The organism is Exiguobacterium sp. ZWU0009 (assembly GCF_000798935.2).
Classification (GTDB): domain Bacteria; phylum Bacillota; class Bacilli; order Exiguobacteriales; family Exiguobacteriaceae; genus Exiguobacterium_A; species Exiguobacterium_A acetylicum.
In genome coordinates this window covers 2,591,329-2,604,302 of sequence record NZ_CP018057.1, presented here as the reverse complement: position 1 = coordinate 2,604,302, position 12,974 = coordinate 2,591,329, and the positions used below count along the sequence as shown (strand labels likewise).

Here is a 12,974-nt window from a genome sequence, read left to right as displayed (position 1 = left end):
CACTCCTTTCACCTTTTATGGTAGAGGGTCACGAAAGAGAAGTTGTGAGGAAGTTGCAAAGAAACTGCGAAGAAAGGCAAATCTGGACAAAAAGGCGCTACACTAGGAGTGGAGGGATGACCATGAACGTACTACTGATTGAAGATGAACAAAAATTAGCGCAGGTGACGGCACGTTTCCTCCGTCATCATGCGTATGACGTAACGATTGCTGGTTCATTGGCGGAGGCGAAACAGTGCTTGACGACAGCGTTTGATGCCGTCTTGATCGACGTTCGCTTACCGGACGGTGACGGTTGGTCACTCGTGCCAGGCATCAAATCACAAGTTCAACCGCCGGTCGTCTTCATGATGACGTCACGCGGGGAGGCCGATGATCGCGTCTTCGGACTTGAACTCGGTGCCGATGACTATCTCGTCAAACCGGTCGTTCTGAAGGAGTTGACGATCCGGCTTGAACGGGCATTAAAAGTCCGTCCGATCGCTCGCCATGCGTTCGGTGACTTGACGATCGATGAGAAGGGACGCCAAGTCAAAACAGGTGAGCGGGCGATCAGTCTCGCAAAGATGGAGTTCGAACTGTTACTCTATTTTATTGAACACCTCGGGGAAGCACTCAGTCGGGATCAGATTCTCGACGACGTCTGGGGCTATGCATTTGGTGGCGATACCCGGACGGTTGATACACACGTTAAACAATTGCGGGATAAGTTACCCGTCATTAAACAACAATTGAAGACGGTCCACCGGGTCGGCTATCGATTGGAGGCGATTGAATGAAACGACGTCCTTTGATGCGGAAGTTTTTATACGCTGTCGTCGGTCCGCTGCTCGTGATGGGGGTTCTTAGTTTCGTCTTGACAGCGTTCCTCGTCAATCGGTTCGCAGAAGGCGAACGGTACGATCAACTCGCCCGGGAAGCGAACATCATTAAACAAGCAATTGAAGCTGACACGCCGATTCCGCGTGACATCCAAGGATTTTTGACGACCGACGGGTTGACGCAACGGATCGGGGCGCGCGGACCAGCGGGGCGGTTGCCGCTTCTTGATAATCTCAAGAAGGAAGATGTCATTGAAGTGCAAGACGAACGGTTATTGACGTACCAGTTGACGGTTGACGGAACGCGCATCACGACGGTCCGGCAAGCACCACTTGCAAGTAGTGCGCTGAGCGGTGTTTATCTCGCGATCGGACTCGCGTTACTCGTGACACTGTTACTCGCATCCTTACTCGCTTACTATATGGGACGGCACCTGACACGACCGATCGTCACGCTCCGGTCCGTCGCCCAAAAGATTGGTGCTGGCGAGACAGACGTCGTCTTACCGGCACGACCGAAGGATGAAGTCGGGGAGTTGATTGACGCGGTCGACGAGATGCAGACACAACTGAAACAGAAGGATCATCTGCAAAAGACGTTCATTGCCGGTATCACTCATGACTTGCGGACACCACTTGCGATCATTCGAAACGAGACCGAGACACTCGCGGCAGGTATCATTCCCGTTGCTGAATTGCCCGACGTGACGACGAGTATCATCGAGGAGACGGATCGACTCGGTCATCTGATCGATGAGACGTTGCTTTATTCGAAGCTTGCCGGTGGACGGATGCCGCTTGAAAAGACGGATGTGGCGCTCGATGAACTCGCGTCGATGACGGTTGAACGCCTACGAGGAACGTTCACACAAGCAGGACTGACACTGGCGACGGAGCTGCAACCGGTTAGGCAGTCCCTTGATCCACGCATGTTCGAACGCGTCTTGATCAACTTCCTGATGAACGCTCGTTTTGCTTCACCAGTCGGCGGGACGGTCACCGTTCGCTTAACGCATGACGAATTGACAGTTGAGGATGAAGGAGCGGGAGTTCAGGCAGAAGACCGGGCGACGATCTGGGACGTCTACGTCAAACAAGAAGGCAGTGCCGGGCATGGACTCGGTCTTGCGATCAGTCAGATGATTCTCGATAGTCATCAGTTCACGTATGGTGTCCGTGACCGGAGTGGTGGCGGAGCGGTGTTTTATATAGTTTTTTAATAATGAGTTATTAATGATTTTAAGAACTATTATTATTCTTAAAATACGATTAATTAAAAAGCTAAAATAAAACTACTTTTTAATAAATGACCTGACCGATTAAAATGGCAGGTCATTTTTTTGTTACGCTTATTTATAAGAACGTATGTTTTTAATTAGGATTTTGAGCTAGAATATTAATAATTCAAAAAAATCACTACAGGAGGTTTACATTATCTATGGCTAAATGTACAGCACCAGTAAGAGGTCATCAATCAGCAAGTGCTCGCGCAAACTGCCCAGCTTGCGGTGGTGGTGGTTACAGCAGAGGTGGTTACGGAGGATATGGTGGAGGTTATAATACTCCGAATTATACGAATAGTAGTGGACAAAGTAATACTACTAGAAAGCCTAGATGGTCTCCTTCTAGCTCAGGAGTAGTCTATACGCCGGAACAAATTAGAACGCTTACTCCAGTAAGAAATAGTATCGAAAGTCTCAATGGAAAAATTGATCGAAGAGATGTTTTTCTTTGTCACGCGTGGGATGACCGAAAAGGCATTGCCAAACAGTTTCATGACTTACTCGAAGCAAGTGGTATTAAAGTTTGGTTTAGCGAAAAAGATGTAGGATTAGGAGTTCCATTACTACGTGCAATTGACAAAGGGTTAGCGAATTCACGAGTCGGACTAGTGCTAGTTACTCCATCTATGTTACAACGACTTCCAGCCGAAGGAATTGCAGATAAAGAACTTTCTGTTCTACTTTCGAGAGATCGTATTATTCCAATTGTTCACGATACTACTTATGATGATCTTCGCGATGTAAGTCCACTTTTAGGTTCGAGAAGTGGTTTAGATACTGCGGAAGAATCGATAGAAGAAATTGTGACTAAGCTTAAAGAACTAATCACTCTCTAAGTGTTAATTGAAACAATAGAAGGTGTGTCTCAACTATTTTGGTAGTTGGGACACACCTTTTATGCTTGACTAATTATTTGATAGCTAATTTAATTACTCATTATCGTTCGCATGAACGAGGCTTGGTTTAACGAGGGTATAGAACTCATCGCTCATCCCGACACGGCTGCCCATCTGGCAAGCGAGTTCGAGTGTTTCCTTATAGAAGTTCGCTACGAGATCATGATTCTTGATGTGCTCATCTTGCATCGCCTTTTTGACCCCAAGGACGACCTTGTCGATTTGCTCATCGGCATCATTACGGACCGGTACGACGTTTTCTGGAAGATCGACTTCCTTATCGTGTCCATTGAAGCGGAACGATGCACCGAATCCGAGGTGCTCGAGGAAGAAGTGCGGTAACAGTTTACTCGCGAAGAACTGATGCCATTCCGTCTCTTTCATCGCTTCCATGTCACGCTTGAATGACGTCGTTGCGAGTGCATAACGATCGTGTGTATCCTTCATGAACTTCTCGAGGATCGGAACCTGCATTGCAAACGCATTCTTGAGCAAGTTATCGAGCTGTTCTTGCGTTAATTGTTCTTGTTCAGTCATCGCTTAACCCCATTTCGTTTCGTTATCCCTATCGTAAGAAATTTAGACAATTCCGTCAAATCTTTTTCGAGAATAGAGTTTACCTATTTCACAAAAGGGAATCCATTACTATCGATCATTTCAAGGAGGAGTCAGCATGAAACGAATCGCAATGACAGGAGTCTTACTCGGAGCATGTCTGACTCCGGTGACGGGTTTTGCTGCAAGTAACGTGACATATAGCAAAGGAGTCGTCGCAAACAAGACGTTCGGCTATACCGTCAAGACAACGGACGCTTTAAAAAAGGCGATCCAACAAGATAAAGTCGAGCTCGTCAAGAACAAGACGGTTAAATCGAAATACGGTGTCGTCACGCGGAGCGGCACGTTCGCATTGTATTATAAAGTCAAAGGAGCGGATCAGCTGCTCGTCAATTTGAACTACGAGCCGAAGAAGCTCTCGAAAAAACAGTTCGACCGTGAAATCGGATATGGTACATATCTCGGGACGAAAGGTAGCAAAACGTACTACTACGTCTTACCGACGGAAGCCGTCAAAGGTGCTGTCGGCAAGAAAGCGATCGAGAACTTGATCGTTAAGGACGTCCCACAGATGATGAAGACATTCAAACTGCAATGAGCACTAGCTTTTGCTAGTGCTTCTTTTGTTCGTTCGGTATAGTTGAAAATGAGGTGAATGAATATGGAATGGAACGTCACAGACGTCAAACAAACAACAGATGTATTACAACTTGAAAAATGTGTCAACGATCACGATGGCATTGAATTAAAAGTCGCAGCCGATTGGGTCGGCGAGAACGATTTCGCAATCTATGATGGTGAGCAATTGATTGGATATTTACAAGCATTCGCGTACTTACCGACGGAGTGGGAATTGAATGTCTTCGTTGATCCGGATTACCGGAAACAAGGCATCTTCACGGCACTCGTTGAAGCAGCACGGGCGCGGGCAACGGAAGCGGGCGTCGAAGCATTTACGTTCGTCATTGACGATGCAAGTGAGTCAGGTCAAGCTGTCCTCGAAGGATTAGGTGCTGAGTACCGGATGACCGAGTACAACATGATTTTGAAAAAGGCGCAGCTGTTCTTAAAAGCCGATCCGGATTTCGAATTACGCGAAGCGACAGCGGACGACCGTCCGTTCATCGTCGAGACGCTTGGTAAATCGTTCGGGAATACGGACGAAGAAGCAGAATCAATCTATCAAGCGATTGAATCCGACGACCGGATTACGTTCATCGGTGTCGCGAGCGGCAAACCAGTCGGCGTCATCCGTGCTTACCTTGCTTCCGATACACAAGCGAGCATCCATGCGTTCGCCGTTCGTCCGGAAGCCCAAGGTAATGGTTACGGGAAGAAGATGCTGAAATTGATGGTTCAAGCGTTGTTCCGGACAGGTCGGACACAACTCGAACTTGACGTCGAGACGGATAACGATCGCGCGCTCGATCTCTACAAAGAGGCAGGGTTCGTCGTCCATCGTGGGTATCAGTTCCACGTGTTGGCGGTTTAAAATAATGAGCGATTGACGGATATTCCAGTGCATGCTGGATGCTCAAGGTGCTCCACTCCTACAGGAAAAAGCGCAGTTGCGCTGTCAGAGACAAACAAGACCCGGCTCTTCGCTTGAAGCGAAAGAGTCGCGGCTTGTGTCTCGCCTGAGGAAAGGGAGCAAGACTTGAGTATAGTCGTCGATCGTTTTTTTGTTATTTTACAAACTAAACAAAAACGTTGGAACCTTTTCTGCAATCCGTCGTATACTAGACATATGGAAAAAAAGAGGAGGCGACGTCATGGAGAGTCGACAGGATTCATTGCGGACGTTGAAGTGGGTATCAGGTGGAATGGAAGCGGTGCTCGGGATTCCGCTCCTAGGTGGTTCAATCGTCATTTTCTCAGGTTACAATGCCCTGTGGTTGATGCTCGCGTTTCACATCGTCGTCGTCGTATTGACGGCACGTGCCGGGAACGTCTCAAAAGGGAACATCGTCGGGATCGTCGCATCAACGGTTGGTGTCATTCCGGTCGTCGGGATGCTCTTACACATGGCAGCAGCGATCACAATTTTACTTGACGCAGCGTTCAGCAACCGAATCGTTACACGAACACATGTCAAACACGACGAACCGATTCGACCACGTCCGGTCCGTCGGGAGCAAGAAAAACAAGAAGACCATCCGTTCTGAGTTTTTTTCGTTGACAGCGAAAAACAAGCCGTGTAAAGTAAACAACAAGTTAAGCCATATCAATTACATCGACGACGCGGAGTAAGTATCGTCAACACTGCCGACCAAGCGAGTCAGGAATGGTGAGAGCCTGACACGGTAAGCTGAACGAGAATGGACCGCTGAGAGCCTGTTGAACCTTCGAGTAGACAGGACGGTTGCCCCCGTTACCGGGCTAGTTGGTTGTTGGACCAGCGACAAGAGGAAACGATTCTTCGTCTCAATCAGAGGTGGCACCGCGCGGATACAGGCGTCCTCTATGCATTAGCTGTTAGCTATGCGTAGAGGGCGCCTTTTGTTGTACGTCAAGGTATGCCGAATCATCCAACGCTCATCATATTTCTCAGGAGGCACTACACATGAAAAAGACATTGATCGCAGCGGCGAGCACGGCATTCCTATTAGCAGGATGTGCAACGACAGAACCAGCAGAAGACAAACAAGCGGACAAGAAGGTCCTGCATACGATGGAGAGTTACGACCTCCTGTCGGTTGACCCGGCAGACGCTATCACATCAAACATCTTCAACCAAATCTACGAAGGACTCTATCGCTTCGATGCGAACAACGAACTTGTTCCGGCGGCAGCGAAATCACATAGCGTCTCAGAAGACGGAAAAGTCTATACGTTCAAGCTCGATCCGAATGCGAAATGGTCTGACGGAAAGCCCGTCACAGCAGAGAACTTCCGTTATGCGTTCGAGCGTGTCATCAAAACGAACTCACCGTTCGCTTACTTGCTCGAGCCAGTCGAAAAAACGACAGCGGTCGACGATGAGACGCTCCGAATCGAACTAAAACGACGGACACCTTACTTCCTTAGCATGACGACGTTCGGCACGTACATGCCGGTCCGGGAAGATATCGTCAAAGCAGAAGGCGACCAGTTCGGAACGGATCCAAAGACGAACGTCTACAACGGACCATTCACGTTCAAGAAATATCAAGCGGAACAAGGCTATACGCTCGCGAAGAACGCTGAGTACGCAGACCGGAAGAACGTCAAGATCGACGAAGTCGACGTTAAAATCATCAAAGATCCGATGCTTGCGATCAACTTGTTTGAGTCAGGTGAACTGGATGTCGCGCCACTCAACTCGGAGAACGTCGTCACGTACAAGGATCAAAAAGAGTACAACACGTTCAGTGATTCGCGGATGTTCTTCATCCGGATGAATGAAAAGACGGATGCTTTAAAGGATAAGAAAACACGTCAAGCAATCGACGCGGCATATGATAAAAAAGCGATGACAGAAACGTTACTCGGGAACGGATCACTTCCTGCTGACTACATCGTACCGCAAGAACTTGATCCGAAATACGATGGTGCGCGTCAAATCGAATCGTCATATGATGTAACAGCGGCAAACAAAGTGCTGGCAAAGCAAAATCTTGAATTGACGATGTTGATTGAAGATGATGACGTCTCGAAAAAAATCGGTGAGTACATCCAAGGAGCGTTGAAGAAACAGAACGTCGACGTCAAACTGTTATTACTACCGAAGAAAGAACGTCTCGCACGTGAAGGACGAGGGGACTACGATCTGTCACTCGCGAGCTGGGCTCCGGATTATCAGGATGCAACGACATACCTGAACTTGTTCACGACGGGTAACCCATTCAACATGATGGATTACTCGAACAAACAGTATGACCGTCTCTTGAAACAGGCAGAAAGTGAGCTCGATCAAGACAAGCGTCTTGCCTTACTCAGTAAAGCGGAAAGCTTGTTGCTCGACGATCAAGCGATCTCACCGGTCTACCAACGAAAGAATGCCTTCTTGCAAAACACGGAAGTCAAAAATCTTGCCCGACACAATGTCGGAACGGATATCTCATATAAATATGTTGAGATTGAGCGGAAATAAGAAAGAGAGAGTGATGGACGATTTGATCCATCACTCTTTTTGAAGTGTTTTTGTCATGCCAATAGGAATCGTTTTTGAAAATCGGGTCAACTGACTTAAAACGGTTACAAAAGAAACCGATAGAGAGGACGGTGAAAGAAGATACAGGAAAGGAAGTTTCGGTTATGCGTAAATTACGAAGCAACTTGAAGGTACGGTTATTCTTTTGGGTCTTGGCCATCTCGGTCATCACGAGTGGTATCTCAGCCCAGCTTGTGCTTTATCTCCACCGTGGACTTGATGTCGCGGATACGAACGCGATTTGGATTGGAGCAGGGATTGGCTTATTGTTATCGTTGATTGGAACGTCGTTGACGCAATTAATCCTACGTCAACCGATCAAAGCGATCGAAAAGGCAACAGAGACGGCACGCGAAGTCGCAAACGGCAACTTCAACGTCGATTTTGAGGAAGCGAAGCGTGGAGATGAAGTCGACCAATTGATGCATGAACTCGAAGTCATGGTTCTACATATTCGCAAACAAGCGACACAGATGGGAAGCTCGAGCGATAAGCTGACAGCGTCCGCGCAAGAGATTGCAGCAGCAGTCCAAGAAGGCAATGCATCAGGTGAGAGTATTCGTTCAGCGATGGCAGATCTATCAGCGAAGATGAACGAAAACGTCGATCAAGCCTACTTATCGATGGATGCCCTCGGTGCCGTCAAACGGACGATGGATGAAGTTGCAAAAGAGATGAACGAAGCCTTGAAATCAGCGACAGTCATGCAGACAGAAGCCCAGAACGGAAAGACACTGGCGACGGATTCTGTTGAAGCGATGCATATGATTTCGAAGAAGATGGAACAGTCAGCGACACTCAATGGTCGTCTGACGGATATGACAGGTGAAATCTCGCGAATCACCGATGTCATCAGTGACATTTCAGCACAGACGAACTTACTCAGTTTGAACGCATCGATTGAAGCGGCACGAGCAGGTGAAGCAGGACGTGGATTTGCTGTCGTTGCAGCAGAAGTTAAGAAACTCGCGGAACAAACAGCAACATCTGCAAAAGAAATCACTGATTTGATTTCTGGTGTTAAACGTCTCGTCAATGATACGGCAAACGCGATGACCGATGTTCAAAGTGAGGTCGCGACAGGCGTCGGACTTGTTGAGCAGGCTGGATCGTCATTTGAAGAAATCCATCATTCGACACAGAATGTCTACTCACGCGTGAAATCGGTCGACAAGCTCGTCGTCAAGTCGGATCAAGAGATTGATCAGGTCGGCTTAACGACTGCGAATATTCTCGCGATGGTCGAGGAAGCTTCGAAACACGCAGAACAAGTCTTACAAGCGTCGAGTCATCAGGCAGCATCGCTTGGTGAAGTCAATGGGGCGATGGAAGAGCTTGTTGCTGTAGCGGAGCAATTACAGGAAGAGACAGGTGCAACACGTCTTTAATTAATGAGAAATCGTATGTCCGATATGGATGTGCGATTTTTTTGTATTTTTTTGAAGAAAGTTGTTAAACATTTCGAGTGGACGACGATATATATAGTGGAAGCAGTCATCGACTTAATCCACCGTGTCACCCTTGGGCCGGCCAGGGGGCACATCTCGGAGAAGACGGATCTTCAAAGAGACAAAAAACTTATCCTATGGAGGGAAATTACAATGATTATCAATCACAACGTAACTGCGCTTAACACGCACAACAAATTGTCTGCAGCTTCTGCAGCACAAAGCAAATCGATGGAGAAACTCGCTTCAGGTCTTCGGATCAATAAAGCTGGAGACGATGCTGCTGGACTTTCGATTTCTGAAAAAATGCGCGGTCAAATTCGCGGCTTAGATCAAGCATCACGTAATGCACAGGACGGCATTTCATTGATTCAAACAGCTGAAGGTGCATTAAATGAAACACACTCAATGCTCCAACGTATGCGCGAACTTGCTGTTCAAGCATCAAACGATACAAATACAACTGAAGATCGTACAGCTGTACAAGAAGAAGCGAACCAACTTGCAAAAGATATCAACCGTATTGCTAGAGATACGCAATTCAACGGTCAAGACTTATTGACAGGCGCTGGTGGTCCTAACGGAGATGGCACGTTTACTTTCCAAGTTGGAGCAAATGAAAGTCAACAAATTACGTTAACTGTCGCTGATATGACTGGTGCAACAGGTTTAGCAATAGCAACAGGTGACGATGAAGCTGCCAACGCTATTGACATCTCTTCAACAGCTACAATTGCGACAGCTGCTATCACAACGATTAATGATGCTATTAAAACTGTTTCTACAGAGCGTTCTAACCTTGGTGCAAATCAAAACCGTTTAGATTATGCGATCAACAATATCAAAACATCTTCTGAAAACCTAACAGCGGCTGAATCACGCGTTCGTGACGTTGATATGGCAAAAGAAATGATGACTCAAACAAAGAACTCGATTCTTGCTCAAGCTGCTCAAGCTATGCTTGCTCAAGCGAATCAGCAACCGCAAGGCGTTCTCCAATTACTCCGTTAATCGTAATTGGCACATCTCGATTGTTCAGGTCACGGACTCGTTCCGTGACCTTTTTTGTTTTGTTCTATTCGAACTCTAACAAATTCAATGAATTGACCGATATACTACATAGAGAACAAATAAGGAGTGACCGACTATGAATTCCATTAATACGGAAATTCGCCTTCATCTGCCTTCGAACGTCCTGCCGTACGAAGCGACACGGAATGTGTTTGTGGAAGCGAATCAGGAAGCGTTAGCAGAAGAAGGGGTCGTTGTCCTACCGACACCGCAACACATCACGAAGCTTGAGACGGCGATGGAGCAGGCGAACGTAAAGCTCGAACTCCAGCGAACGGGTTTGAGGTTCGTCAAACACGAACAATTAAATGAATATTACATTCAAGTCGTCGATACGAATAATAACGTCGTCCAGGAAATTCCGAGTAAAAAAGAACTCGATTTTTTTGCGGCATTCATGGAATTTAATCAATTGATTGATAAACGGGTTTAACGGAAAGGACTGATTGGATGGCAGGCATTCGAATAAGTGGTCTTGCAAGTGGGATTGATACGGAAACGATGATCAAACAGTTGATGCAGGCGGAACGGGCGCCGGTCGACCGGTTATCACAAAAGAAACAGACGTTGACATGGCAACGTGATGCCTATCGGGAGATGAACCGGGCGTTGCTTGATTTTCGGACAGCCGCGAGCGATATGCTCTTATCAAAAAACTATCAATCAAAAACCGTTACCAGTTCCAATACGACGGCATTGACGGTAACGGCAAGTTCCGGTGCATCAACCGGCAGTGTGACGATTGACAGCATTGATCAGCTTGCCAGTTCGGCTTCGGTAACGATGGTCGCAGCAAGCGGGAAGAAAAGTGATGCCACCCTTGAAGAGAGTGGATTGTTCACGAAGGATACGAATGGAAAGATCAATGTCCAAATCAATACATTTGATGCGGCAGGTGTAGCCGTGACGGAGACATTGCAGCTCGATGCAACGCAAAAGATATCGGATTTGACAGCGGCAATCAATGGGAAAGCTAGTCTTGGGATGAACGCCGTCTTTAACGATTTAACAGGAAAACTCGTCTTAACGAAAACGAGTACCGGTAACTTAAATCCTGCAGGTGCCGATATCTCGATTGTTGATGCTTCGAACAACACCGCAAATGTTGATTCAGAGGACGCAACATTCGGTCGTGAAGGACAGAATGCGAAATACACGATTGGTGGACAACAGCTCGAACAGACGACAAATACGTTTGCGCAAAACGGTCTGACAGTCACGTTGAATAACGTCTCAACGACAGCGACGACGATCAATACAGTGCTTGATACACAGAAAAACTTTGACGCGATCAAGAACTTCGTCGATAAATACAACGATGTTATCGATAAGATGAACAAAAAAATCCGGGAAGAGAAGTATCGTGATTTTCAACCATTGACGGATGCTCAGCGGAAGGAGCTCAGTGAGGACGAAGTCAAGAAATGGGAAGAAAAAGCGATGAGTGGTGTTTTGAAAAATGATAGCTACTTACAAGGAGGACTGAATCAGTTCCGAAGTGCGATTTCGTCAAAAATCGATACCGGGTATTCCTACACGTCAGGAACGGATACGATTCAACTCCAGTATATGTCACAAATTGGTATTACCTCAACGAGCGACTTCCGAGACGGCGGAAAATTACAAATCGATGAGACGAAACTGAAGAAGATGCTTGAGGAACAGCCGGAAGGCGTCTATAAATTGTTTACTGCGGATGCGCCGGAGCCGGCGAAGGACGCGCAAGGGAATACGATTTCGAATCCGAATGGACTCGACGGTTTTGTCCGCCAGATCCAAGGTTTTGCGACGACACTGCGTGATAAGATTTCGGGTGTTGCAGGACGTGAAGGAGCGGTTGCGACGACGTATCGACTCGGAACATCACTGGCTGATCTCGATAAGAGCATGCTGTCGTGGGAAGACAAGCTAAAACGAAAAGAAGATAGTTACTATCGCAGATTCGCGGCAATGGAACAGGCGATGAACCAAGCGAACAGTCAATCGGCGACGCTTGCCGGCTATCTCGGACAAGGATAAAAAGGAGGAAACGCGATGAACCCTTATGCGACGTATCAGACGAACTCGGTAACGACAGCGTTACCTCAAGATTTAACGTTGATGTTATATGAAGGTTTGATTAAATTCTCGATGCTCGCAAAACGAGCGATCGAACAGAAGATGATCGAACAAAAAAATACGAACATCCAAAAAGCACAAGCAATCATCAGTGAGTTGCAGTTGACGCTCAATCAATCGATCGCCTTATCAAAAGACTTGAACAGTCTGTACGACTATATGCAAACCCGCTTGATGGATGCTAACGTCAAAAATGATCTTGTTGCAATCGACGAAGTGATCGGTTTTGCGGAAGAGTTTCGCGAGACATGGAAAGAAGCGATGAAACTCGCACGGCAACGATGAGTCCGCTCGATCCGCTTCGCCTGAAGACAAAACGACTGATCGAGCTGCTTGATCAAACGCCGGATGAGGAGACGTACGACGAATGGATCGAGAAGATTCAAGGTCTCTTGAACGAACGGGAAGCGTTCATCGCGGCGCACTCAAACCTGCTGGCTGGTGCCAATCAAGCCATCATCCAGGAGCTCGTCGCCGATAGTCGGAAAATCGACTTGAAATTAGCGGCGGAAACGGCTAAATTAGGGGTACAAATCAGTCAGTTGCGTCAGACGCAAACGAGTCGTAAATCGTACGTCGATCCGTACGAGGAAGTCGATCATAGTTTTTCACCGTATTTTGATTCTCGTCAGTAACTTTCTTGTGTG

The 12,974-nt window shown here is 47.2% G+C and carries 14 protein-coding genes and 1 other annotated feature; of the genes, 13 read left to right on the top strand and 1 reads right to left on the bottom strand.

All coding sequences use genetic code 11. From position 1 onward, the window contains the following. The first annotated feature begins 122 nt into the window (after nt 1–122). The 3 genes from L985_RS13600 (at nt 123) to L985_RS13590 (ending at nt 2,940) form a co-directional block, all read left to right on the top strand. Nucleotides 123–779 carry a response regulator transcription factor gene (locus L985_RS13600; protein ID WP_047393208.1) on the top strand — a complete coding sequence of 219 codons (657 nt, stop codon included), beginning with the start codon at nt 123–125 and terminating at the stop codon, nt 777–779. Continuing rightward, nucleotides 776–2,041, top strand: coding sequence for a HAMP domain-containing sensor histidine kinase (locus L985_RS13595; protein ID WP_047393210.1), 1,266 nt, complete (start codon nt 776–778; stop codon nt 2,039–2,041). Before L985_RS13600 ends, L985_RS13595 begins: the two co-directional genes overlap by 4 nt. 218 nt (nt 2,042–2,259) lie before the next feature. Then, nucleotides 2,260–2,940 carry a toll/interleukin-1 receptor domain-containing protein gene (locus L985_RS13590; protein WP_047393213.1) on the top strand — a complete coding sequence of 227 codons (681 nt, stop codon included), beginning with the start codon at nt 2,260–2,262 and terminating at the stop codon, nt 2,938–2,940. A 93-nt stretch (nt 2,941–3,033) separates the two neighbouring features. Here L985_RS13590 and L985_RS13585 read toward each other — a convergent pair whose 3' ends face one another. After that, a complete protein-coding gene (locus L985_RS13585; RefSeq protein ID WP_047393218.1) occupies nt 3,034–3,537 on the bottom strand; it encodes a hypothetical protein in 504 nt (167 codons plus the stop codon). A 136-nt stretch (nt 3,538–3,673) separates the two neighbouring features. On the opposite strand from L985_RS13585, the gene L985_RS13580 reads away from it, so the two are divergent. The 10 genes from L985_RS13580 (at nt 3,674) to L985_RS13535 (ending at nt 12,962) form a co-directional block, all read left to right on the top strand. Next, nucleotides 3,674–4,156: a hypothetical protein gene (locus L985_RS13580; RefSeq protein WP_047393221.1), complete on the top strand. Its 483-nt coding sequence runs from the start codon at nt 3,674–3,676 to the stop codon at nt 4,154–4,156. Nucleotides 4,157–4,219: 63 nt separating this feature from the next. After that, entirely contained in the window at nt 4,220–5,050 is an 831-nt protein-coding gene (locus tag L985_RS13575; RefSeq protein WP_035396223.1) for a GNAT family N-acetyltransferase, read from the top strand. A gap of 280 nt (nt 5,051–5,330) precedes the next feature. Then, the gene (locus L985_RS13570; RefSeq protein ID WP_047393224.1) at nt 5,331–5,723 is read left to right on the top strand and encodes a hypothetical protein; all 393 of its coding nucleotides are present in this window, start codon (nt 5,331–5,333) and stop codon (nt 5,721–5,723) included. Between the two features lie 62 nt (nt 5,724–5,785). Next, nucleotides 5,786–6,023: a binding site (T-box leader), on the top strand. 98 nt (nt 6,024–6,121) lie between these two features. Beyond that, on the top strand, nt 6,122–7,630 hold the full coding sequence (locus tag L985_RS13565; protein ID WP_047393228.1) for a peptide ABC transporter substrate-binding protein: 1,509 nt from the start codon (nt 6,122–6,124) through the stop codon (nt 7,628–7,630). A gap of 164 nt (nt 7,631–7,794) precedes the next feature. Then, nucleotides 7,795–9,078, top strand: a complete 1,284-nt coding sequence (locus L985_RS13560; RefSeq protein ID WP_047393232.1) for a methyl-accepting chemotaxis protein — start codon at nt 7,795–7,797, stop codon at nt 9,076–9,078. Between the two features lie 213 nt (nt 9,079–9,291). Continuing rightward, nucleotides 9,292–10,149, top strand: a complete 858-nt coding sequence (gene hag, locus L985_RS13555) for a flagellin Hag (RefSeq protein ID WP_047393236.1) — start codon at nt 9,292–9,294, stop codon at nt 10,147–10,149. 136 nt (nt 10,150–10,285) lie between these two features. Then, nucleotides 10,286–10,642 carry a flagellar protein FlaG gene (locus tag L985_RS13550; RefSeq protein WP_047393240.1) on the top strand — a complete coding sequence of 119 codons (357 nt, stop codon included), beginning with the start codon at nt 10,286–10,288 and terminating at the stop codon, nt 10,640–10,642. 17 nt (nt 10,643–10,659) lie between these two features. Beyond that, nucleotides 10,660–12,228, top strand: coding sequence for a flagellar filament capping protein FliD (gene fliD, locus L985_RS13545; RefSeq protein WP_047393245.1), 1,569 nt, complete (start codon nt 10,660–10,662; stop codon nt 12,226–12,228). Nucleotides 12,229–12,243: 15 nt separating this feature from the next. After that, a complete protein-coding gene (gene fliS, locus L985_RS13540; protein WP_047393249.1) occupies nt 12,244–12,612 on the top strand; it encodes a flagellar export chaperone FliS in 369 nt (122 codons plus the stop codon). Next, entirely contained in the window at nt 12,609–12,962 is a 354-nt protein-coding gene (locus L985_RS13535; protein WP_047393253.1) for a hypothetical protein, read from the top strand. The genes fliS and L985_RS13535 overlap by 4 nt, the downstream gene beginning before the upstream one ends. Nucleotides 12,963–12,974: the final 12 nt, after the last annotated feature.